This is a genomic window from Enterobacter sp. RHBSTW-01064 (assembly GCF_014103035.1).
Taxonomy (GTDB): Bacteria; Pseudomonadota; Gammaproteobacteria; order Enterobacterales; family Enterobacteriaceae; genus Enterobacter; species Enterobacter mori.
Genome location: NZ_JABXOU010000001.1, coordinates 618,164 through 642,316 on the forward strand (window position 1 = coordinate 618,164; position 24,153 = coordinate 642,316).

General features: G+C 55.6%; 19 protein-coding genes. 9 read left to right on the forward strand and 10 right to left on the reverse strand.

Translation table 11 applies throughout. The features are described from left to right. Positions 1–193: 193 nt before the first annotated feature. Complete coding sequence (locus tag HV355_RS02935) at positions 194–994, forward strand: mannosyl-3-phosphoglycerate phosphatase-related protein (RefSeq protein ID WP_182400827.1); 801 nt, start codon at positions 194–196, stop codon at positions 992–994. Here HV355_RS02935 and dgcQ read toward each other — a convergent pair. The 3 genes from dgcQ to HV355_RS02950 form a co-directional block, all read right to left on the reverse strand. Continuing rightward, positions 979–2,679, reverse strand: a complete 1,701-nt coding sequence (gene dgcQ / locus HV355_RS02940; RefSeq protein ID WP_182400829.1) for a cellulose biosynthesis regulator diguanylate cyclase DgcQ — start codon at positions 2,677–2,679, stop codon at positions 979–981. The genes HV355_RS02935 and dgcQ overlap by 16 nt on opposite strands. A 54-nt stretch (positions 2,680–2,733) precedes the next feature. Further along, positions 2,734–2,916 carry a DUF2158 domain-containing protein gene (locus tag HV355_RS02945; protein WP_010432330.1) on the reverse strand — a complete coding sequence of 61 codons (183 nt, stop codon included), beginning with the start codon at positions 2,914–2,916 and terminating at the stop codon, positions 2,734–2,736. A 78-nt stretch (positions 2,917–2,994) separates the two neighbouring features. Continuing rightward, positions 2,995–3,906, reverse strand: a complete 912-nt coding sequence (locus tag HV355_RS02950) for a DUF808 domain-containing protein (RefSeq protein ID WP_010432327.1) — start codon at positions 3,904–3,906, stop codon at positions 2,995–2,997. A 178-nt stretch (positions 3,907–4,084) separates the two neighbouring features. On the opposite strand from HV355_RS02950, the gene yedA reads away from it, so the two are divergent. Next, a complete protein-coding gene (gene yedA, locus HV355_RS02955) occupies positions 4,085–4,999 on the forward strand; it encodes a drug/metabolite exporter YedA (RefSeq protein ID WP_108417542.1) in 915 nt (304 codons plus the stop codon). On the opposite strand, the gene HV355_RS02960 is transcribed toward yedA, so the two are convergent. The 3 genes from HV355_RS02960 to HV355_RS02970 form a co-directional block, all read right to left on the reverse strand. Then, positions 4,971–5,453 (reverse strand): very short patch repair endonuclease, encoded by a 483-nt coding sequence (locus tag HV355_RS02960; RefSeq protein ID WP_100165983.1) that lies wholly within the window; start codon positions 5,451–5,453, stop codon positions 4,971–4,973. The genes yedA and HV355_RS02960 overlap by 29 nt on opposite strands. Beyond that, complete coding sequence (locus HV355_RS02965) at positions 5,434–6,849, reverse strand: DNA cytosine methyltransferase (RefSeq protein ID WP_341494319.1); 1,416 nt, start codon at positions 6,847–6,849, stop codon at positions 5,434–5,436. Before HV355_RS02965 ends, HV355_RS02960 begins: the two co-directional genes overlap by 20 nt. 61 nt (positions 6,850–6,910) lie before the next feature. Further along, positions 6,911–7,612 carry a phosphohydrolase gene (locus HV355_RS02970; protein ID WP_108417539.1) on the reverse strand — a complete coding sequence of 234 codons (702 nt, stop codon included), beginning with the start codon at positions 7,610–7,612 and terminating at the stop codon, positions 6,911–6,913. 284 nt (positions 7,613–7,896) lie between these two features. On the opposite strand from HV355_RS02970, the gene ompC reads away from it, so the two are divergent. Next, entirely contained in the window at positions 7,897–9,066 is a 1,170-nt protein-coding gene (gene ompC / locus HV355_RS02975; protein ID WP_182400833.1) for a porin OmpC, read from the forward strand. A 56-nt stretch (positions 9,067–9,122) separates the two neighbouring features. On the opposite strand, the gene HV355_RS02980 is transcribed toward ompC, so the two are convergent. Continuing rightward, positions 9,123–9,986: an N-acetylmuramic acid 6-phosphate etherase gene (locus HV355_RS02980; protein WP_182400835.1), complete on the reverse strand. Its 864-nt coding sequence runs from the start codon at positions 9,984–9,986 to the stop codon at positions 9,123–9,125. 163 nt (positions 9,987–10,149) lie between these two features. Between HV355_RS02980 and HV355_RS02985 the strand changes: the two genes are divergently transcribed. Next, the gene (locus HV355_RS02985; protein WP_010432306.1) at positions 10,150–11,766 is read left to right on the forward strand and encodes a sensor histidine kinase; all 1,617 of its coding nucleotides are present in this window, start codon (positions 10,150–10,152) and stop codon (positions 11,764–11,766) included. Further along, positions 11,763–12,482, forward strand: coding sequence for a two-component system response regulator DcuR (dcuR, locus tag HV355_RS02990; RefSeq protein WP_010432304.1), 720 nt, complete (start codon positions 11,763–11,765; stop codon positions 12,480–12,482). The genes HV355_RS02985 and dcuR overlap by 4 nt, the downstream gene beginning before the upstream one ends. On the opposite strand, the gene HV355_RS02995 is transcribed toward dcuR, so the two are convergent. After that, the gene (locus HV355_RS02995; protein ID WP_182400837.1) at positions 12,463–13,425 is read right to left on the reverse strand and encodes an FAD:protein FMN transferase; all 963 of its coding nucleotides are present in this window, start codon (positions 13,423–13,425) and stop codon (positions 12,463–12,465) included. The genes dcuR and HV355_RS02995 overlap by 20 nt on opposite strands. Before the next feature lie 94 nt (positions 13,426–13,519). Beyond that, positions 13,520–16,300, reverse strand: a complete 2,781-nt coding sequence (locus HV355_RS03000; RefSeq protein ID WP_120157906.1) for a flavocytochrome c — start codon at positions 16,298–16,300, stop codon at positions 13,520–13,522. A gap of 609 nt (positions 16,301–16,909) precedes the next feature. Between HV355_RS03000 and HV355_RS03005 the strand changes: the two genes are divergently transcribed. Together HV355_RS03005 and fumA are read left to right on the forward strand one after the other, a co-directional pair. Then, entirely contained in the window at positions 16,910–18,418 is a 1,509-nt protein-coding gene (locus tag HV355_RS03005) for an anion permease (RefSeq protein ID WP_108417534.1), read from the forward strand. 53 nt (positions 18,419–18,471) lie between these two features. Next, a complete protein-coding gene (gene fumA / locus HV355_RS03010) occupies positions 18,472–20,121 on the forward strand; it encodes a class I fumarate hydratase FumA (RefSeq protein WP_182400838.1) in 1,650 nt (549 codons plus the stop codon). Here the strand turns inward: fumA and HV355_RS03015 are convergent. After that, entirely contained in the window at positions 20,110–20,991 is an 882-nt protein-coding gene (locus tag HV355_RS03015) for a LysR family transcriptional regulator (protein WP_182401228.1), read from the reverse strand. The genes fumA and HV355_RS03015 overlap by 12 nt on opposite strands. 116 nt (positions 20,992–21,107) lie before the next feature. On the opposite strand from HV355_RS03015, the gene HV355_RS03020 reads away from it, so the two are divergent. After that, positions 21,108–22,406 (forward strand): serine hydrolase, encoded by a 1,299-nt coding sequence (locus tag HV355_RS03020; protein WP_182400840.1) that lies wholly within the window; start codon positions 21,108–21,110, stop codon positions 22,404–22,406. Between the two features lie 440 nt (positions 22,407–22,846). Continuing rightward, positions 22,847–24,142 (forward strand): MFS transporter, encoded by a 1,296-nt coding sequence (locus HV355_RS03025; RefSeq protein WP_182400842.1) that lies wholly within the window; start codon positions 22,847–22,849, stop codon positions 24,140–24,142. Positions 24,143–24,153 lie beyond the last annotated feature (11 nt).

The following is a 24,153-nucleotide window of genomic DNA, read 5'->3' on the forward strand; positions in this document are numbered from 1 at the left end:
CCCAACGGATTTGTCTGACAAGCATATATTCTCCTGGTGAATATAATATTTTATACATGTGAATTTTAGTTATGAGCAGCAACATGCGCCGCGTGTGGGTTACGCAGGAACGATTCCGTCAAACCGCTCTCCCGGCACGGTCTTTTTTTAGGAATAATCTTAGATAGGCGCGCGTCAGCCATCAGGAGCCGTTATGCCTTCGCTTCAGAATCCACTGCTGATTTTCACCGATCTGGATGGGACACTGCTGGATATTCATACCTATGACTGGCAGCCTGCCGCCGCATGGCTGGAGCGGCTACAGGATAAACAGGTCCCCGTTATCCTTTGCAGCAGCAAGACGGCGGCTGAGATGCTCGACATCCAGCAGGAGTTAGGCCTGGAAGGGCTGCCGTTCATTGCGGAAAATGGGGCGGTCATTCAGCCTGATGTTCGCTGGGATCCCCCTGCCCGGCGCATCACGGGGATATCGCACCCTACGATTCGTCAAATCATCGAGCAGATCAGACTGCAAACGCACGTTAAATTCACCACCTTTGATGACGTGAATGAACGGGTAATCGGTGAATGGACGGGACTGACGCCTTCCCGTTCGCTGCTTGCGCGCAGGCATGAAGCGTCCCTGACGTTAATCTGGCGCGACAGCGATGCGCAAATGACGCGCTTTGAAGAGGCGCTGGAACCGCATGGCCTGCAGTTTGTACAGGGGGCGAGATTCTGGCACGTCCTGGACGTGCGCTGCGGCAAGGATGTGGCGGTAAAATGGCTGACTGAACAGTATTCTCTGCAGGAGCGTGTTGCGTGGACATCCCTTGGGCTGGGCGATGGTCCCAACGACGCTCCGCTGTTAGACAGCGTCGACTTTGCGGTGGTGGTCAAAGGCATTAACCGCCAGGGCATTTCGCTGCAGAACGATAGCCCGGAACGGGTTTATCACACGCAGCGTCCCGGCCCCGCGGGCTGGCGCGAAGGGCTCGATCACTTCTTGTTGTGATCGCGCCAGACGACGCAGTTGCGTCCCCCCTGCTTTGCTTCATACAACCGCGCATCGGCAATGGACTGCAGCTGCTCAAAATTATAGTTACCCTTCTCCTGCGCGCTGCTGACGCCCAGTGAGGCACTGATGCGCAAAGTGACGCTCTTCTTAACCAGAATCTCTTTGCTGTCGATCCGTGCGCGGATCCGCTCAGCAACATTTGCTGCTTCCTCAAGCGTCAGGCCAGGGAGCACGACACAGAACTCCTCGCCACCCACACGACCGCCCACGTCATTGGCGCGCAGCGCACTCGCAATCAATCCTCCGGCGTGCGACAACACTTTATCCCCTGCCTGATGCCCGAAGCGGTCATTGATACCCTTGAAATGGTCCAGATCGATCTGGATGACAGACAACGGCAGGGACTGCTGCTGGCATTGCTTCGCAAGGGCATTCGCCCGTTCAAACAGCGCCCCGCGATTATTCAGGCGGGTCAGCGGATCGTGCCAGGCCTGCCACTGAAGCGAGTGTTGAAGCGTATACATATTGCTGACCATGCGCCGGATCACGAGCCAGGAGATCAGCAGCATGGCGGTGAAGAGCGCCCAGAGTAGCGCCAGCACAATACTGATGCTGCCGAAGTCCCCGCGAACCCCTTCATGCAGCGTATGCACGCGCAGGACAACGCCCTCAAAATGATCGAGCCGTTCCCAACTGATAAAGCGGCTACCCAGACGAATCCCCCCCTCCGTGTCTGACTCGATAGCGTGAGCTATCTGCGCCAGCTCGCTTGCATCGAAGTGGTTAACCTCGCTTTCAGGTGATTCTGAGGTCGCAATCATATTGAGGCGCGTGTCGTAGAGCTGGTATTCGCCTTCTGAATGGTTGTCCATGGCCTCCACCAGCAGCTGTTTCATCGTGTCAACGCTGATATCCATCGCCACCACTCCATACCAGAAATGGTCGTAATAGATCGGCACGCTGGCGGTAATAAGCCGCTTGTTCCCGATAAATGGCGACGGAGGCGAAATAAACCAGCGAACGGCACGTGCGCGGTTTTCACGCTCAGACTGCTGTGAAAACCAGGGCTGCGTGACCAGCTGATAATAGCGGGGAGAAATATCTCTCGGTTGTGCAGGCGTATCGGTCGCGATAAAGAACCCTGCGCGGGAAACATACAGCACCCGCTCCACGTTACTGCTGTGCGATGACGCCAGACGCAGGAGGTACCCGACTTCGAGGGCAGCAGAGAGTTCGTTTGCCAGGCGATCGTTATCACGGTTGAGCAGCGTGGTTTTTTCAACAAACGCATCGGACACCCCGTTGATGGGTAACGTGCGATTTTCGTCCACCGCGATTTGCCAGTTTGTGGTGTTCCGCAGGGTATTAAATCGCGTCACCGCATTGTGCAGCACACCGAATGCCAGCGGAGTTTGCAGCGCATCGCGCATGCTGTGACGGAAGAAAAGCAGTTTATCGACGTTGTACTGCAACTGCCTGTCCAGGCCATTTGCGACCGTTTCCAGATGGTTACGCTGGCTGGAGATATAGGCATCTTCCAGTACCACCACTTCACGCCAGGTGAGGAGCGTGGAAAAGACCAGGACAATAATAAAACAGAGATTAACAATCAGGCCGGGATTGCTACGCTGATGCAGCCATTGCTGAAGAGATCGTTTTACAACATAGGTATCGCGCTGCACACACACTCCCTGAATGTCACATAAAAACGCCCGGCGAACCGGGCGTTAGAGTGATTAAGCCTTCTCGCGATGTTGCCGTCCGTCCCCCGGCTGAAGCTCGTCTTCACGAAACGCTTCCCGCTTGATGCCATAACCATCATGCCACCGGCACTCCACCATACCACTGGAATAACCTGTGACAATCATACGCGGACCACCGTTCTTCGGCTTAACTTCATCACTGACCAAAAAGACCATACCCGCCTCCTGTATCAGGGTGAAACTTTTTCAATTTAGATGAGGAATGGCCTTTTTGCATCCCTGTTCGGGTAGCAATTAGTGCGAGGCTCCACGCATTTTTTCGACTGCTTTTACGGCAGCGACCACTATAGCGCCAATGATAAAGCCCAGCACCAGATTCAACAGCGTCGGCAAAATAGCGGCGACAACCGCCCCCTGCGCCGAGGCAAAATGCTCAATCGCATGGTGCAGCGGCGCAATACCGTGCACGACAATCCCGCCGCCGACGAGGAACATGGCCAGCGTACCCACGACCGACAAACTTTTCATCAGCCAGGGGGCCAGCGTCAGCAGGCTTTTACCGATACCGCGTGCTACCGCGCTCGATTTCTCCTCCAGCCAGTAGCCGATATCATCCAGCTTGACGATAAGCCCCACCAGGCCGTAAACGCCCACGGTCACCAGAATCGCAATGCCGGAAAGCACCATAACCTGATTGACCAGCGGTGCTTCTGACACAATCCCCAGCGTAATCGCCACGATTTCGGCCGAGAGAATAAAGTCAGTGCGGACGGCCCCTTTCACCTTATCTCGTTCGAACGCCAAAGGATCCTGAGCGGCCAGGGCTTCCAGTCGCTGCTGGCGCACCTCTGGCGTGTCGCTCTCCTTACGCGAGGCAAAAGAGTGCAGGACTTTCTCGACCCCCTCGAAGCACAAAAACGCGCCGCCAATCATCAGCAGCGGCGTGATGGCCCAGGGGATAAAGGCGCTGATCAGCAACGCGAGCGGAACGAGGATCACCTTATTGATAAAGGACCCCTTCGCCACGCTCCATACCACCGGCAACTCCCGGTTAGCCTTTACGCCGGTGACCTGCTGCGCGTTCAGCGATAAATCATCCCCCAGTACACCGGCGGTCTTTTTGGCCGCCAGTTTTCCCATGACCGAAATGTCATCCAGCAAGGTGGCAATGTCGTCCAGTAATGTTAATAAGCTACTTCCTGCCAAAATCTCTATCCTTCTTTTTTTGCTAATTAAGTGAATAGTATGGAACAAAACCGGACACCCGGAAACAGGCACCTGACGTCAACAAAAAATTCACATCCAGACCACAATTAAAGCACTCGCCAGGCCGATAGTTTTGGCGTTTACTATGAGCGAACTTTTTATTTCGACGTGAGGGACTATGCGTTTCCGGCAACTATTACCGCTCATTGGAGCACTTTTTTCGCTGTATATCATCTGGGGATCCACCTATTTTGTCATTCGAATCGGTGTGGAAAGCTGGCCCCCGTTGATGATGGCAGGGATCCGCTTCTTCTCTGCGGGCGTATTGTTGATAACGTTTCTGCTGCTGCGCGGCCATAAGCTTCCCCCACTCCGCCCGCTGCTCAACGCGGCACTGATTGGCTTTCTGTTGCTGGCCGTTGGGAATGGTGCCGTGACCGTGGCGGAGCACCAGAATGTACCGTCCGGGATCGCCGCCGTGGTGGTCGCCACCGTCCCGCTGTTTACCCTCTGCTTTAGCCGCCTGTTCGGTATCCGCACCCGCAAGCTGGAATGGCTGGGGATCGGCATCGGTCTTGCGGGGATCATCCTGCTCAACAGCGGTGGCAATCTGAGCGGAAACCCATGGGGTGCGCTGCTGATCATGGTCGGCTCCATGAGCTGGGCGTTTGGCTCCGTCTACGGCTCAAGGATTGAGCTGCCTTCCGGCATGATGGCTGGCGCGATTGAGATGCTCGCAGCGGGTATCGTACTGCTGATTGCCTCGACGCTGATGGGTGAGAAGCTGACAACGATGCCGGACCTGTCTGGCTTCCTGGCCGTGGGGTATCTGGCGCTCTTTGGCTCCATTATTGCCATTAACGCCTATATGTTCCTGATCCGCAATGTCTCCCCGGCCGTCGCCACCAGCTACGCCTACGTGAACCCGGTGGTCGCCGTCCTGCTCGGTACCGGTTTTGCGGGAGAAGTATTATCGACGGTTGAATGGCTGGCGCTGGGTGTGATTGTTTTTGCGGTGGTGCTGGTAACATTGGGCAAATATTTGCTGCCTGCGAAACCGGTCGTCACGCCGTGCGAGGTGGAGAAACCTTAATCCCCTGCGTATCGATCTGCGCGGCCTCCGCGCCGCCGCAGATCCACTCTTCCAGCCGCTCTGTCAGGTCCAGGTCGCTCAATTTTAGCCTGCCGCGCAGGGCGCACTCCCACACGACTAATACCCGCCAGCCCTGAGAAAGCAGCGTCGCAATATCGCGTTTATCCCGCTCTACATTCTTGCCGATCTTCTCCAGCCAGAAATCGGTTCGCGTTGCGGGAACCTTGAACAGGTAACAGTTGTGATGGTGCCAGAAACAGCCGTGGGTAAAGATAATGCACTGATACGCGTCGAGGATAAAATCGGGACGCCCGGCGAGCGAGGCATCCTGGACGCGAAAATCAAAACCGGCCTGCGTCAGTAATTCCGCCAGCCGTTTTTCGATGGCGGTATCCCGCGTACCGATGGCACGCATGTTTTTACTGCGCGTCGCTTTATTGTGTACGTCCGTCATTGACGGCCTCGCTCTGACGCAGCGCCACAGCCTGTTTAATGCGTGAGGCCAGCAGTTTCGCCACCGCCGCAAACGCGGGCACGACCACCGAGTTACCAAACTGACGGTAAGCCTGGGTGTCTGACACCGGAATACGGAAACTGTAGCCCTGCGGCGACTCAAACCCCATCAGCCGCGCACACTCACGCGGGGTTAAGCGACGTGGGCGATGGCGCTGGTTCTGCGGATCGTCAAAGTCTTTTTCACCCAGCGCTTTATCCCAGCCTCTGTCGATGAGGATCTCTGCGCCATCCTTGTAATAACGCGCCGACAAGGTGCGGGTCACGCTGTCTGGATTTGTTGGGTTCACCATGCCAAAACCGAACCCATTGCCTTTGGCCTGGTGCTTTTTGGCATAGCGGTAGAGGTATTTCCACAGTACCGGCGTCAGGATAAATTTGGCGTCAACGGCGGGCTCCAGCAGATCGGCCACGCTCGGTCGGCGCACCGGATACAGCGACGGGATATCCCGCAGGGTGAAATCGCCTTTCAGATTGAGATCCCGGCGGAAACCTACCAGCACGATACGTTCGCGATGCTGCGGCAGGAAATATTTACCGTCGATGATTTTCGGATCGTCTGCGCCCATGTCCTGCGCATCGGCCACGTCGTAGCCCAGTTCATCCAGCGTTTGCATAATGATGCGGAAGGTTTTCCCGCGATCATGGCTTTTCAGGTTTTTAACGTTTTCCAGCACAAATATGGCCGGTCGGCGGGCATCGATAATGCGGACTACGTCAAAAAACAGCGTGCCCTGCGTATCACAGGCAAACCCGTGGGCGCGTCCCAGGGCATTTTTTTTCGACACCCCGGCGAGCGAAAAAGGCTGGCACGGGAAGCCCGCCAGCAGCACGTCGTGCTCAGGAACGGTTTGCCGAATATGCTCTGCGGCCTCTTCGTCGCTGACGCCGCTTTTGTGGCTCAGGGTCACATCGCGGATGTCAGCGTTGAAATGGTGTTCATCAGGATCGCAATACCAGTTGGCCTTATAGGTACGCACCGCGTGTTTATTCCACTCGCTGGTAAACACGCACTGCCCGCCAATGGCTTCAAAACCGTGGCGGATGCCGCCAATACCGGCAAACAGATCGATAAAGCGGAACGCATAGTCTGGATGCGCGGCGGGAGGACGCGGCAGCAGATTTTGCAGATAACGGAACTCGCCGTCGCTCATGCGCTGCCCGGCCCTGTCGCTTATCAGCAGTCTTTTGAGTATTGCCGGGCTCCAGTGACTCTCTCCATGGGCCACCAGCTGGTTGGCAAGGGTCTTAACATCATAGATATCCAGCAGCTGCCGCAGTAATGCCTGCACGGCTGCCGTTGATTTCTCAGCCTGCGCTGGCGCGGGCTCAATCACTGATCGTATTTCCTGCATTCTCTTAACCGGGCAATAAAGACTGGGGACAGATTACCACAGTTTACCGGCTCACACTCCGACGGAAGCGGCTCAATACCTGACCATCCAGCCCCAGGCAGTCGCCCTGCAGTTCAGCGCTCAGTTTCGCCATAAACTGGATCAGAAAATCGGCGTTATGTCGGGCAAGCTCACGCCCCACGTCGGTTTGCATCGTCTCAGGCAGGCGCAGCAGCTTGGTCTGGAAGTGATCGAGGGCGAAGGCTTTGTCGTCTACATCACGGGAATCCGCAAACGGATCGCGCGCATCAAACAGTGCGACACCCAGCGCACCGGATACGGCAAAAACGCGCGCCAGACCGATAGCGCCTAAGGCTTCCAGCCGGTCGGCATCCTGGACTATTTTGGCCTCGGGACTTTGTGGCGCAATCCCGGCGCTGAAGCTGTGCGCTTCAATGGCGTGTTCAACCGCGGCATACCTGTCTGGCGGAAAATCCGGGAAATCGCGCTGCAAAATATCACGCGTTTTACGCGCCGCCAGCCGTGAGGACTGGCTGCGTTCGGGATGATTTTTCGGCAGGCTGACAATGTCGTGAAAGTAGCAGGCCGTCATTACCACCAGCGGGTCTGCGTTGTGATGAGGCATGATTTTCTGCGCCGTCATCCAGACGCGACGAAAGTGCGAAATATCATGCGCGGCGTCGTCGCAAGCGTGATGTTGATCAAGCCAGGATTCGAAGCGCTGTTGCCACTGAGTGAGTTCCATCATTCTTTCCTGTTATCAAATTAAAGGTGAATTATAACATAGCCAAATTTAACCAATTGAAAAATAGATATGAGAAATACTTAATAATAATTACCCGCTATATTTTCAATAAATTAATTCACATGAAAAATAAAGAGATTAATAGAAATATTTTGCAATATTTTTACTAATTTAATTACATTTATTTTTGAACCAAATTATCTGGCCATAGAATAGTATCAAACACGTAATTACGGAGGGTGATTACATATATTCATATAAATTATCTTTAAAGGGAATATATAATGAAAAGAAAAGTTCTGGCAATTCTTGTACCCGCATTATTAATGGCTGGCGCAGCAAACGCAGCTGAGATGTACAACAAAGACGGCAACAAAGTCGACCTGTACGGTAAAGTCGATGCACGTCATACCTTCTCAGATAACGCTGGCGACGACGGCGATGAAACCTATGTGCAGATTGGTTTCAAAGGCGAATCACAGATTACCAACGACCTGACGGGTTATGGTCAGTGGGAATATAAAACCTACGCTAACGATACCGAAGGCGCTGGTGATAAATCATTTAACCGTCTGGCTTACGCTGGCCTGAAATACGCTGAATTCGGTTCATTTGATTACGGCCGTAATTACGGCGTCGTGTATGACGTTGAAGCCTGGACCGATATGCTGCCAGTATTCGGTGGCGACTCTTACACCTGGACCGATAACTTTATGAATGGCCGTGCTAACGGTCTTGCAACCTACCGTAATTCAGGTTTCTTCGGCCTGGTTGATGGTCTGAATTTTGCGCTGCAGTATCAGGGCGCGAATGAAAGTCAGGACGCTTCAGAAGACCAGGAAGGCACTAAAAACCGCAAGGAGAAAGATGTTCGTTTCGAGAACGGCGACGGCTTCGGTATGTCCACCTCCTATGACTTCTCCGGCGATCTGTCCGGCCTGAGCCTGGGTGCAGCATACTCCTCTTCTGACCGTTCGAATAAGCAAGAAGGTTATGGTGAGAAATACAGCGCACGTTTCGCTGGCGGCAAAACGGCTGAAGCCTGGACTCTTGGCGCGAAATACGATGCCAATAACGTTTATCTGGCAATGATGTACGCTGAAACCCGTAACATGACACCATACGGTGATTACGGCATCGCGGATCAGACTCAGAACTTCGAAGCGGTTGCACAATACCAGTTCGACTTCGGCCTGCGTCCATCCCTGGCATGGGTATATTCCAAGGGCAAGGACATGACTTACCCGGGTAACGCATCAAACCCACAGGGTCAGCATGGCGACATGGATCTGGTTAACTACATCGACCTGGGCATGACCTATACGTTCAACAAAAACTTCTCCACCTATGTTGATTATAAAATCAACCTGCTGGACGAAGATGACGCGTTCTACAACGACAACGGCATCGCGACCGACGACATCGTTGGCGTAGGCATGACCTACCAGTTCTAATCCCCAGAAATACTCAAGCCCGCATTCGCGGGCTTTTTTTATGCAACGGTGAAATGTTATGGCGCTTCCTGCAACGCCACGCGAATAAACCCGTTATTCTGCGCCAGCAGTTCATGCGCCTTCCAGGCATCCAGCCCCGTCAGTACCATCAACACCGCCGTTTTGCAGTTGTGGTTACAGCTCTCCAGCGCGGCCTTCGCTTCAGCCCGGGTGCATCCGCCCGCTTCCATCACTATCGCGATTTGCCGCTCAGACCATTTGGTGCTGGTTGCCTCCAGATCCACGCGCAGGTTGCTGTAGACGCGCCCGGACCTCACCGCCAGCCCTGTGGTCACCATATTGAGGATCATTTTTTGCGCAATCCCCGCTTTGGCATTGGCGTATCCCGCCACCACGTCAGGCCCCAGTTCAGGCGCAATCACCATACTCGCTAACTGTGCCGCCTCGCTTTGCGCATCACCTGTCATCACCGCGACCGGTGATCCCAGCGACCATGCATGTCGCATGGCCCCCCATACCCACGGCGTTTTTCCGCTGACGGTTACCGCCAGCATCATGTCGTGCTCGCCAAAGTTAAGCGCCTGCAGGTCGGCAACGCCGCGCTCGTAGCTTGCCGCTTCAGCGTCCGTCGTAATGGCGATAACGGGATGTTTACCCGGCGCGTACTCATCAGCTGCCTGCCTTGCTATACGTCCTGAAGGCCCCGCGCCGACGAGCACCAGACGCCCGCCATGACTGAGCGTCGCCGCAGCGTTATCCACCACGTGCGCAATCGTTGTTAAGAAAGGGGTAATAGCAGAAGAGATTTGTGCATCATCCTGGTGAATGACGTTCAGCATATCCAGCGTGGACAATCTGTCGATATTCATCGTGCTGGCGTGCCGTCTTTCCTTGACCGAACCGGTAAGCATAATGCTCATAAACAGCCTCCTTATTATGAGTACCCACACACTATAAAGTGTTTTATATAGGTCACATGAGAGGAGGGTCACGAAAAGAGGACCAAACACATGCTTTTACATGGCTTTAAGAAAAGCGCGTCATCAGCGATAATTACCTCTTTATAATCATCGCGGAGTGTTGATGAGCGATTTGCAGCCCTTCCCCCTGACGCGCAAGCGCCCTATGAAACTGAACACCCTCGTCACGTTGATGGTGTGCGCGATTATCGGTTCCGTGCTGCTGCTGGTCTTTGCGCTCTATTCTGTGCAAATCACCCGTGCGACCCGCGATGATGTCAAAGACACCGCGCTCGGCATTGCCCGCACCCTTGCGGACAGCCCTGAAGTCAAACGCGGCCTGATGCAGGCGCCCCAGGCGGATATTATTCAGCCCCTCGCCCAGGCGGTGACAAAACGTAACGATCTGCTGTTTACCGTGGTCACTGACATGCGCGGGATCCGCTACTCTCACCCGAACGAAGCGCTGCTGGGGCTGCATTTTATCGGTGACGATTTAACACCCGCGCTGGAAGGTAAAGAGAATGTCTCCGTCAACCGGGGCGCGCTCGCCGAAGCGCTGCGCGTCTTTACGCCCGTCTATGACGCGCAGCAAGAGCAGATCGGCGTGGTGGTGGTCGGCATCTCCCTTAAAAAAGTTGAAGAGCAAATCACCCGCGGGCGGCTTAACGCCCTCTGGACCGTGTTATTCAGCATCTTAATGAGCTCGCTGGCGATCTGGGGCCTTGTCCGCGTGCTCAAACGCATCCTGTTTGGGCTGGAGCCGTACGAGATCTCCGCGCTGTTTGAACAACGTCAGGCGATGCTGCAGTCGCTCCGGGAAGGGGTTCTGGCGGTCGACATTCACGGCCGCGTGACGATGATTAACCACGCTGCCAGAGAGATTTTGCTCCTGCCGTCGGGCAAACAGACCGAAAACGCCAGCGAACCGCTGCTGGCCAGCCTGCGCGACGTGTCGAAAACCGGGGTGGCGCGTCAGGATCAGGAGATCAGCTGCAACGGGCGGTTGTTGCTCTGTAATATGGTGCCCGTTAAAAGTCAGAATCGGGTGATTGGGGCGATCAGCACCTTCCGCGATAAAACGGAAATCAGCCAGCTGATGCAGCGCATCGATGGGATGGTCAACTACGTCGATGCCCTGCGCGCCCACACCCATGAATTTATGAATAAACTGCACGTGATCCTGGGCCTGCTGAATATTAAGCGCTATGACAAACTGGAGGAGTACATCCTCCAGACGGCGCATAATTACCAGACGGACATTGGCACCATCCAGAGCAAAGTCAAATCACCGGTTATCGCAGGCTTTTTGCTGGGTAAAATTCACCGTGCCAAAGAAGCGGGCATCACGCTCACGCTGGCAGACGAGTGCCAGATACCGGATACCGCCAATGAAGAGCAGGTTGCGGTGCTGGTCACCGTGCTCGGTAACTTAATTGAAAACGCACTGGACGCAATGGAAGGCCAGCCGGAAGGCGAAATCACTCTGCTGTTACACTATCAAAATGGCTGGCTCAGCTGTGAAGTCAGCGACGATGGCCCCGGTATCGATCCGGTTCAGCTGGAGGCTATTTTTACGAAGGGCTTCTCAACAAAAGGTGAAAACCGGGGCGTTGGGCTGTTCCTTGCGCGTCAGCAAATCCAGAATCTGGGCGGCGATATCACCGTCGAATCTGAGCCTGGCGTATTTACCCAATTTTTTGTTCACATCCCCTGGGATAGCGAGAGGAATATCGCGTGATAAATGTATTAATTGTCGATGATGACGCCATGGTAGCCGACCTCAACCGTCTGTACGTTAACCGTGTTGAAGGCTTTAGCTGCTGCGGCGTCGCCTCCACGCTCAACCAGGCCGAGGCCATTATCAATAACCCGAACCAGCCCGTCGATCTGGTGCTGCTGGATGTCTACATGCAGCAGGATAACGGGCTCGATCTCCTGCCGATCATCCGTGCGTCAGGCCGTCCGATTGATGTGATTATGATCTCGTCAGCGTCCGATGCGACCACTATCCAGACCTCCATGCATTACGGGGTTGTGGATTACCTGATCAAACCGTTCCAGTTCCCGCGTTTTGAAGAGGCGCTGAACGGCTGGAAGGCAAAGCACAGCCTGATGGGATCCCACCAGTATTATGAGCAGGCGGACGTGGACAGACTGATCCACGGCGGGGCGCCGGAACTCGCCGACAGCAAGAAATTGCCGAAAGGGTTAACGCCGCAAACGCTGCGCACGATCTGTCAGTGGATCGACGCGCACCCGGAGATGGAGTTTTCCACCGATGACCTGGCGAACGCGGTCAATATTTCGCGGGTGTCTTGCCGTAAGTATTTAATCTGGCTGGCGCAAATCAACATTCTGTTCACCAGCATTCACTACGGCGCGACCGGGCGTCCGGTGTATCGCTACCGGCTGCAGCCGGAGCAAACGGGGTTACTCAAACAGTATTGTCAGTAACGCGATAGCCGTTATCCATCAGCGTGAAGCGGAAGTGGTGCATCGAGGAGATCACCACTTCTTTTGTTTTGGTCACAAAAATCGCTTCAATATCAGGACGAGCGCGCAGCGCAGCGCAGCCCTTTTCAACGCCCATGCCGTACATCAGCGTGGTCCAGATATCGCCGTCGATGGAATCTTTCGACACGATGGTGACGCTGTCCAGCTCGTTGTCCAGCGGATACCCGGTACGCGGGTCGAGAATATGGTGATAGCGCCTGCCGTTTTGTTCGAAGTAGCGCTCGTACGTTCCCGAGGTCACGACGGATCGGTTCTCGACCGCCATCGCGCCAATCAGCGCATCACCGGCGAACGGTTTTTTCAACCCGACGCTCCAGCCCCCTTCCGGTGAGCCTAACGTCTGGATGTTTCCGCCGAGGTTGATCAGCCCCAGCCCGGCGCCCTCTTTGTGCAGATAATCCCGTACCCTGTCGGCGATATAGCCTTTCGCAATGGCCCCCAGGTCGATCTCCATTCCCGCTTTCAGCAGAAAGACGCTGCTGTCCGGTTCATTCAGCACCACGTCCGCAGGATCGGTTATGCCCAGCAGTGCCGAAATTTCATCGGCAGGCGGAACGCTATCGCCCTGAAAGCCAATTTTCCAGCGTTTCACCAGCGGGCCGATGGCCAGGTTAAACGCGCTGTCTTTAAGCACGCTTGCCGCTTTCGCGCAGCGAATCAGCTCAAACACCGGACGGCTGACGGCAACCGGATGCTGACCGGCCGCATGGTTGATATCCATCACCTGCGAATGCGCACGGTTAACGGTAAGCAGGTCTTCGTACTGTTTGATCAGGCGAAATACGCGGGACGCGAGGGCTTCGTCATGGGAAAAGAGTTTGAGGAGGATGGGCGATCCCATCAGGACGGCGGAATAACTGTAAACGCGATGGTCATCAGGCATAGCATGAGTCCTCAGATGTAGCCCCGGCAAGCACGGCGCCGCCGGGGAAAATGCCGGATAACGCTGCGCGTATCCGGCATACAACACAGGGGTCTTACTGCTTTTTCGAACGCATAGCCGCCTGATGTCCTGCAAGCGTACCAAAAATAATGATATCTGCCACTGCGTTACCGCCGATACGGTTACCGCCGTGGATCCCGCCGACCACTTCACCGGCCGCAAACGCCCCTGGCAGCACGTTGTGGTTGCTGTCCAGTACGCAGGTTTCGGTGTTAATGGTCACGCCGCCCATGGTGTGGTGCACGCCCGGCGCAATCTGAATGGCGTAGAACGGCCCTTCATTGATTGGCGCACGCAGCGCGGTGGTACGGCCAAAATCATCATCGTGCTGTTTTTCAACGAAACCGTTGTAACGTTCCAGGGTCGCCAGGAAAGCGTGGTGATCCATGCCCAGCGCCTCGGCCAGGGCTTTTGGCGAGCTGGCGCTGGTCACGAAACCTTTCGCGATGTACTCATCCGCCGCTTTATTTTTCGTGCGGACATGCTCATCAAAGACGATGTAGGCATATTTCTCCGGCAGGGCGATGATTGACGCCGAGACTTTATCGCGGGTCGACATTTCGTTGTAGAAGCGCTCCCCTTTCTGGTTCACCAGAATCGCCCCGCCGCCGCGGATAGATTCTGAAATCAGGTACGACGTTTTCTGCTCAACGGTTGGGTGGATCTGAATTTCGCCCATATCTACGGTGCCTGCACCGATACGTTCCAGCAGCGCGATGCCGCCACCCGTTGCCCCTTTATGGTTGGTGGTGACGAATCCTTCCAGGTCCGGACGGTATTTGACCACCATCTGGCTGTTGGCGCTGAAGCCGCCCGTCGCCACAATCACGCTTTTGGTGGCTACGGTGAGCGTTTCGTTCTCTTCGGTAGTCAGGCGCACGCCGGTCACTTCACCGTTCTCGAAGATAATGTCGCTGACGGAGGTATCCAGCATCACGTCGATGTTGCGTTTGTTGACGTTACGCACCAGGCCGCTGATCAGGTAACCCCCGACCGCAGAGCCGTCTTTTGGACGGTGCGTACGGTCGATGCTCATCCCGCCGGTGGTGGTGATGTCGTTAAGCATAATGCCTCGCGTTGCCAGCCACTCGATGGCTTCTGGCGCATTTTCCACAAAGCGATGCAGCAATTCCGGGTTGTTCTTGTTACCGCCGCCTTTCAGGCTTTCCTGGTAGAACAGCTCTTTGCTGTCCTGAATGCCTTTCACGCGCTGGAAGCGGGTTTCAGCGGCGTTCATCCCGGCAGAGGCTTTGATGGTGTTCCCGCCGATGGTGGGCATTTTCTCGACGATCAGCACGCTTGCGCCTTCGTCGTGAGCCTGAATCGCTGCCGCCAGACCTGCGCCGCCGCTACCGATCACCACCACGTCCACACATTTGCTTTCGTTCGGGTCAACGCCCTCTTCTGCCGCCAGCGCCTTGCTGGATTTCAGCATCGCTTTGGATACGGCTTTCTTCACCGCTTCGCTCTGGCTGGTTGCGCCGGTGATGGCATCCACGTGCGGGGTGTTAGCGTCAAGAATGCGGGTACGGATCTCTTCAAAGCTGGTCACAAACTCAACGTCTTCACTCGGGCCAGACGCGAGCTCGATGTCTGCAATGCGGTCGGTTTCGAGGCTGACGTTAATCACCAGCTCGCTGGCGTCGTCCTGCACTTTCTCAGTGAAGGTGCCCGGTTTGAATTTAGATTCACCCATGCTCATGTCGCGGATCATCGCTTCCACCAGCGAGAAGCGCCACAGCGGTTCAGGGATGCTCAGCGCCTCGCGCTGGGTGCTGTCCATAAACAGCTCAAGGCTTTCACCCGCTGCGATGCGGTCGGTCCAGTCAGGGTACGCAATGGTCGCGCGACCAACGGCAATCAGATCGTAACCATGGTCCAGCGCTTCATTGACGTCAGCGGCATTCACCACGCCGCCCACGCCCATGACCGGAACCTGCGCCAGCGTGTCAGAACGCATTGCGCAGTATTTTTCGATAAGCGGCGTTGGGTCCTGGGTGTCGACAATGGAAGGACGCAGGGTCGCGCCGACGGAGAAGTGCAGATAGTCCACGCCGCGCGCCGCCAGTTTTTCCAGCAGGTACATGGTGTCGTCAAAGCGAATGCCGGGGACTTCCATCTCTTCTGGCGAGAAGCGATAGCCAATAATGAACGCGTCGTCCGCGTACTGGCGCACCATTTTGTGGGTGATATCCAGAACCGCCAGCGGGAATTTCGCGCGGTTATCGCGGCTGCCGCCCCACTCGTCGTCGCGCTGGTTTGAATTCGGTGAGTAGAACTGCTGAATCAGATAGGTGTTTGCCCCGTGGATCTCCACACCGTCGAAACCGGCCTGAATGGCGCGGCGCACGGCTTCACCAAACTTACCGATCATGCCTTCCACTTCTGCAGCGGTCAGGGCAACCGGCGTTGCGGCACCTTCACGCGGCGCGGCAACGGCGCTTGGGCCAACCGGCGTACGGCCACCGATCAGTTTTGGGTCGACCATGCGGCCGCCGTGGTAGATCTGCAGCAGGGCTTTAGAGCCTTTAGATTTAATCGCCTCCGCGATTTTCGCCAGCCCGGCGATTTTTTCGTCGTTATCGATGCCGATCGCGCCCGGGAAGGCAAGGCCGAGATCGTCAACAAAACAGCACTCGACAATAATGGTCCCGATGCTGCCAGAACGCGCCCGATAGTACTCCACCAGCTCGCTGGTGACCGTGCCATCATAGTAGCCCGTGCAGGTTGTCATGGGTGCCATTAACAAACGGTTTTTCAGTTCAGTGCCATTCGGTAATGTGAAGGGGCTTAGAATACGTTCGTTAGTGCTCATAATAAAAACTCCAAACTTTAAAAATTAAGAATTCGTTATCGGGCTCAGTTTTATTTCGCGTTTTTATGCCGATGTCATGATAGTAATATAATGATTTTTTTAGTTTCTAAAGTTATTACGTTAGTTAAAAAACTATTTAATCCCTTCGATAACATTAATAACACATTGGTGTTAGCAACAATAATTCACCCGTTCACAATAATTTAAAATTCGTTAAAATAACAATGGTCTTACCATAGAGCCAGTAACAATACAAAAAGAATAATATCAACAACTTAAATTGCACCCCGCTTTTATCATGTTATCAGATTGATAAATTTAATCTTAAAAAAGCATAATACCCACATACGCCAGAGTGGTTATTAAAAAAAGAATAAAAATAGGACGGCAATTCTGTTTTTTTGATCGCGATCAATAGTTATGGCATCCAAAGGCGCAATATATAAACATCATATTTTTTAATTTAACGCACACCAATATGCGTTAAACCATTATTCCAGAAACGACAAAAACGCACCTTAAATAACTAAATAAAGCAAAAGAAACTAAAGAAAGCGAATTTGTCATTTCAGTATAAAAAGCATTCTTAACAACTTAAGACGTGAAACTATGAATACAAAAACTGCTGTAACGCCTCCTGTGGCGAATCAGGCATCAAATGGACAAGCAAAACGACTGCTTATGATGGCGCTGCCCATCGTTGTCGCCGTACTGCTGCTGTTTGTTCCCGTTCCTGAAGGGTTGCCGCCTTACGCATGGCACTACTTCGCTATCTTTGTTGGCGTGATCGTGGGTTTGATCTTCGAACCGCTGCCGGGTGCGGTGATCGGTCTGACCGGTGTGGTCGCCATTGCCCTCTGCAGCCAGTGGGTACTCTTCAGCCCGGAACAGCTGGCTGACCCGAAATTCAAGCTGGCAGGTGCCTCCTTTAAATGGGCGGTGAGCGGTTTTGGTAACTCAACCGTCTGGCTGATCTTCGGTGCCTTCATGTTTGCCGCAGGCTATGACAAAACCCGCTTCGGCCGCCGTCTGGCGCTGATTCTGGTGAAGTACCTGGGCCGTCGCAGCCTGACGCTCGGTTACGCTATCACCTTCGCGGACCTGCTGCTGGCACCGTTTACCCCGTCCAACACCGCGCGCAGCGGCGGGACTATCTACCCAATCATCGCTAACCTGCCGCCGCTGTACGGTTCAAAACCTAATGACCCAAGCGCGCGTAAGATTGGTTCGTACCTGATGTGGGTGGCGATCACCGCGGCCTGTATCACCAGTTCGATGTTCCTTTCTGCTCTGGCTCCTAACCTGCTGGCGCTGGCGCTGGTGAAAAGCACCGTCGGGATCAACATCTCCTGGGGCACCTGGTTCATTGCCTTCCTGCCGCTGGGCGTGCTGCTGATTCTGACCATGCCGCTGCTGGCTTACTGGTTCTATCCACCTGAAGTTAAAGTGAACGACGAAGTACCGCTGTGGGCGACCCGTGAACTCGAAAAACTGGGCAAACTGTCCCGCAACGAAATCCTGCTGCTGGTGTTCGTATGCTGTGCGCTGCTGATGTGGATCTTCGCTGCCGCATGGATTGAACCGGCAATGGCTGCCCTGCTTATCGTAGGTCTGATGCTGTGGACCGGCGTACTGGAGTGGAACGATATCACCGGTAACAAAGCCGCATGGAACACCTTCGTCTGGTTCGCCACGCTGGTAGCGCTGGCAGATGGCCTCTCCTCCACCGGCTTTATTAGCTGGCTGGGTAAAGAAGGCGGTCTGTTAATGAGCGGTATCTCGCCGGGTGTGGCCACCATCGTCCTGCTGCTGGCGTTCTACCTGCTGCACTACCTGTTTGCCAGCACCACCGCGCACACTACCGCGCTGCTGCCAGCGATGCTGACCATCGCCTCCACCATCCCGGGCATGAATATGGAAGTGTTCGTTCTGCTGATGGTGACCTCGCTGGGCGTGATGGGGATTATCACCCCGTACGGTACTGGCCCAAGCCCGATTTACTACGGTAGCGGCTACCTGCCAACCAAAGACTACTGGCGCCTCGGCACCATCTTCGGTGCCATCTTCCTGGCGGCCCTGCTGCTGATTGGTTATCCATGGATGTCCATGATGTTCTGATTCCTGACCGCCGGACTTCTCCTCCGGCGGTTTTATTTTTGTGGAGCAATACTATGTCGAATAAACCGTTTTTTTATCAGAACCCCTTCCCGCTTTCCCATGACGACACCGAATACTATCTGCTGACCAACGAGCATGTTTCCGTTGCCGAGTTCGACGGTCAGGAAGTCCTGAAAGTGGAGCCAGAAGCCCTGACCCTGCTGGCACAGCAGGCCTTCCACGATGCCGCGTTTATGCTGCGCCCTTCCCACCAGAAGCAGGTTGCCGCTATTCTCAACGACCCGGAAGCCAGCCAGAACGATAAATACGTTGCCCTGCAGTTCCTGCGCAACTCTGAAATTGCCGCAAAAGGCGTGCTGCCAACCTGTCAGGATACCGGCACCGCGATCATCATGGGCAAAAAAGGCCAGCGCGTCTGGACCGGCGGCGGTGACGAAGCCGCTCTGAGCCAGGGCGTCTATAACACCTACATTGAAGATAACCTGCGCTACTCGCAGAATGCGGCGCTGGATATGTATAAAGAGGTGAATACCGGCACCAACCTGCCCGCGCAGATTGACCTCTACAGCGTGGACGGCGACGAGTATAAATTCCTGTGCATGGCGAAAGGCGGCGGTTCTGCCAACAAAACCTATCTCTACCAGGAAACCAAAGCGCTGATCACTCCGGCGAAGCTGAAAAACTACCTGGTTGAGAAGATGCGCACCCTGGGTACCGCAGCCTGCCCGCCGTACCACATTGCCTTTGTTATCGGCGGAACCTCGGCGGAAGCCACGCTGAAAACCGTTAAGCTGGCTTCCACCCGCTACTACGATGCGCTGCCAACCGAAGGCAACGAACACGGTCAGGCGTTCCGTGATGTTCAGCTCGAACAGGAACTGCTCCAGGAAGCGCAGAACCTTGGTCTGGGCGCGCAGTTTGGCGGCAAATACTTTGCCCACGACATTCGCGTGATCCGCCTGCCGCGCCACGGTGCCTCCTGCCCAATCGGCATGGGCGTCTCCTGCTCCGCTGACCGTAATATCAAAGCGAAAATCAACCGCGACGGGATCTGGATTGAGAAGCTAGAACACAATCCGGGCCAGTATATTCCTGAGTCCCTGCGTCAACAGGGTGAAGGCGACGTGGTGAGCATCAATCTCGACAAGCCGATGAATGAGATCCTGGCGCAGCTTTCCGCGCACCCGGTCTCCACCCGCCTGTCGCTGAACGGCACCATCATCGTGGCGCGCGATATCGCCCACGCGAAGCTGAAAGAGCTGCTCGACAACGGGGAAGAACTGCCGCAGTACGTTAAAGATCACCCAATTTACTACGCAGGCCCGGCGAAAACGCCAGAAGGTTACGCGTCTGGCTCACTCGGCCCGACCACTGCGGGACGTATGGACTCCTATGTGGACTTACTGCAATCCCACGGCGCGAGCATGATCATGCTGGCGAAAGGTAACCGCAGCCAGCAGGTGACGGACGCCTGCCATAAACACGGCGGCTTCTACCTCGGCAGCATCGGCGGCCCGGCAGCGGTACTGGCGCAAAACAGCATCAAGAGCCTGGAGTGCGTCGCGTATCCGGAGCTGGGTATGGAAGCCATCTGGAAAATTGAAGTAGAGAACTTCCCGGCCTTTATCCTGGTAGATGACAAAGGCAACGATTTCTTCCAGCAGATCCAGAACGCGCAGTGCAAAGGGTGCTCACAGCGCTGAGTCTTTCCACAATGCCGGCAGCAGCGACAGCGTTTCATTAATTAACCCACGCTTGTCGCTGCCCGGTTTCCAGATCGTCACCATCGTCTGACCGATCCCCTGGCTGCCCACTTCGGTGTGCAGCCTTTTTACGTTTTGCCATCGCGCCGCCTGAAGATGCGTTGGCAAAAATCCCCAGCCGCACCCTTTCTCCAGCAGGCCGCGCAGCATCTCCAGCTCGTTGGTAAAAATCGTATGGCCGGAGATTTGCAGGCGACGCGCGACCGGCTCGTCAGACGCAGGGTGCATGACCACCTGCGGCACAAGGGAGAGGTCGAGGAGCGACACCGGCGACGCATTCTCCCTGAAAAGCACTTTCGAGGCGTAAAAATCCATATCAATGGCGCCGAGCGCCCGCCACTCCATCTCGTTACCGACGCTACGATTGCGCGCCTGGCAGATGCCCAGATCGGCCGCACCGCGCGCCAGCATCGCTTCCGCGTCGTCGCGCGAGGCGCAGGTCAAACTCAAGCGAACGTTGCGCGTCGCCATTTTCGCCAGCAGCGCCTGCAAAAAAGCCCTTGGCGTGAACGGATCGTAGACGAGGGAAATGTCCTGCATCGCGCTGTCCGGCACCGCTCTGGCAAACGCCTCGAAGGCCCTCACCTGCCGCATCAGCAGATGGGCCTGACGCTGAAGCTGCTCCCCTTCCGGCGCTAATTGCAGGTGGCGCCCCTCGCGCACGAACAGCGCGTAGCCCAGACCGTCTTCCAGAAAATCGATCAGATCGCGCAAGGTGGTGCGATCTTTTCCGAGCTTGCTGGCCGCCTTTATCAGGCTGCCGTGCTCAGCCACGGCGGTGAACGCCTCCAGCTGGGCAAACGAATACATCAATGTTGCCACACCACACTCCCGTTAATTTACGGGGGATTTTCCCCCATAACGCGTTTTTTATTATAGACCGCGGGTTCGTAAACTGAAGCCCTTCCTGACCAAACGAGATCAACATGAAAAACAAAACCTTAAAACTCACTCTGCTTGCCGGTCTGGTTTTCAGCAGCCTGTTCTCCCCCGCCGTCATGGCTGCCTGTCACGGCAGCGAGCTGACGGCCTGTCCTGCCCCGTATGATGCAAAACTGCCGGATGCGCATGCTATGCTGACCTGGAGCCAGACCGACCGCGTCGTGGGCTTTCGTAATGACTACCGCAACTATGCGGGAGACGTGTTCCGCCACGGCAACGCTACGCCGCTGCTGGCGGCAGACAAACCGCTCACCGATGCCCGTTACCGGGTTAACGGCAAGACCTGGAACCTTCAGGATTACCTGAAACGCCAGAACGTCAGCGGTATGCTGGTGCTGAAGAACGGCAAAGTGGCCTATAAATATCTGGGTGAAGGCAATACCGACTCCACGCTCTGGACCTCGCGTTCCGTGGGCAAATCGGTGGTCTCCGCGCTGGTGGGAGTGGCGCTCAAGGAGGGGAAAATTCATTCCCTGGACGATCTCATCACCCAATATGAACCGGATTTAAAAGGCACCGCCTGGGACGGCGTGACGCTGAAACAGCTCATCACCCATACCTCCGGCGTGGCGTGGAACGAAGACTACACCAACCCAAAATCAGACTTCGCGCAGCTTACCGAGTGTGAAGCGAAGCCGGGCACCTACGACTGCGTGCGAACGCTGGTGAAGGGGTTACACCGCGAGCATCCCGCGGGCGAAAACTGGTCCTACTCCTCGGGCGGCGCATGGCTGCTGGGGGACGTGCTTGAACGCGCCACCGGCATGACGCTCGCGGCGTATCTGGAGAAAAGCATCTGGCAGCCTTACGGTATGGCGAGCGACGGCGTATGGCATGCCTACCGCAAAGGCCAGCACGACGTCGGCGCCCACGGCTTTAATGCCACGCTGGAAGACTGGGGCCGCTTCGGTCTATTCATCCTTCATAACGGCACATTGCCGAACGGGAAGTCGATCCTGCCCGCAGGCTGGGTGAAGCAGTCCGCAGACTGGACGCAGGCAACGGGATCGGTGTCAAAGGCACACCCGAAAGGGTTATACGGCTATCAGTGGTGGAATAACGAAGTGCCCGCCACGGCCACGGGGGTTAAGCCCGCGGTGCAGGATTCGCTGAAAGATTCACTCTGGGCGCTGGGGATCTTTGGCCAAATGATTATGGTGAATCAAAAGGAAAACCTGGTCATCGTCCAGTGGTCAACCTGGCCGCAGGCGGAACCGTCATTCAGCGCCCAGCCGCTGGAAGCATCGCTGATGTTTAGCGCGATAGCTCAGGCGCTGCGCTGAATAGTGCACTTTATTGATATTACTGCCGCTCGTAGAAGGCGGCTAAGTTGTTGATCACGAGCACTCTGCGCGTTTCGCCCGGCGGCGCTACGCTTGCACGGGCCTACGGGTTTTGTAGGTCGGGTAAGCGTAGCGCCACCCGACAAGAAGGCGGCTAAATTGTTGATAGCGGGTTAGCCATCCATCTCGGCCAGGCCCTGCCTGGCTTCTCTTCTGCGCGATGTCACAAAACAGCGATATCAGCCACTTAGTGGAATATGGTGAATGAGAAATCAATGAATTGTTAAGTTATTGTTAGAACTGTAAATCCTGGTCAACGCCCTGTCATTGATGCACAGCACGCATCAGTTCATGCGCGATTTGCGCTTATTAAATTCCCTTTATTGAGCCAGTTTTCAGAAACAGACGAGCATAACGTCACGATAAAACTGGAGACAATCATGATTTCCTCGACCCCACCTGCAACCGTTCGTGCAAGAGCGGGCGCGATACTTCGCGTCACCTCCGGCAACTTCCTTGAGCAATTCGACTTCTTCCTGTTCGGGTTCTATGCCACCTACATCGCGCACACCTTCTTCCCGGCGAGCAGTGAATTTGCCTCGCTGATGATGACCTTCGCCGTCTTTGGCGCAGGTTTCCTGATGCGCCCTGTCGGCGCCATCGTCCTCGGGGCTTATATCGACAAAGTTGGCCGCCGCAAAGGGCTGATCGTCACGCTGTCGATTATGGCGGCGGGAACCTTCCTGATCGTGCTGATCCCCTCCTATGAGAGCATCGGCCTGTGGGCGCCGCTGCTGGTGCTAATGGGGCGCTTGCTGCAGGGTTTTTCCGCCGGAGCGGAGCTTGGCGGGGTGTCGGTCTATCTGGCGGAAATCGCCACGTCGGGCCGCAAGGGCTTTTATACCAGCTGGCAGTCCGGCAGCCAGCAGGTGGCGATTATGGTGGCGGCGGCAATGGGCTTTGCCCTGAACGCGCTGATGGAAGAGAGCGCCATCCGCGAATGGGGCTGGCGCATTCCGTTCCTGTTTGGCTGCTTAATCGTGCCGTTTATCTTTTTCCTGCGCCGTAAGCTTGAAGAGACGGAAGAGTTTCGCGCGCGCCGCCACACGCTGGCGATGCGTCAGGTCTTTACTACCCTGCTGGCGAACTGGCCGGTTGTGGTTGCGGGCATGCTGATGGTGGCGATGACCACCACTGCGTTCTATCTGATCACCGTCTACGCGCCGACCTTCGGCAAAAAGGTGTTGATGCTGAGCGCCTCTGACAGCCTGCTGGTCACGCTGCTGGTGGCGATCTCTAACTTTATCTGGCTGCCGGTAGGCGGCGCGCTGTCGGACCGCTTCGGACGCAAACCGGTACTGATTGCCATGACGCTTCTGGCGCTGGCGACCAGCTACCCGGCGCTAACGCTGCTGGCGCAGGCCCCAAGCTTCTCCATGATGCTGAGCGTGCTGCTGTGGCTCTCTTTCCTGTACGGCCTGTATAACGGCGCGATGATCCCGGCGCTAACGGAGATCATGCCGGTTGAGGTGCGAGTGGCCGGGTTCTCACTGGCGTACAGCCTGGCTACCGCCGTCTTCGGCGGGTTTACGCCAGTCATTTCAACGGCCCTGATTGAGTACACCGGCGACAAAGCCTCTCCGGGTTACTGGATGAGCTTCGCGGCAGTCTGTGCCATGCTGGCAACGCTCTATCTCTACCGTCGCAGCGCGCTGCATCTGCAAACAGCCCGTTAATCCGGAGAGGA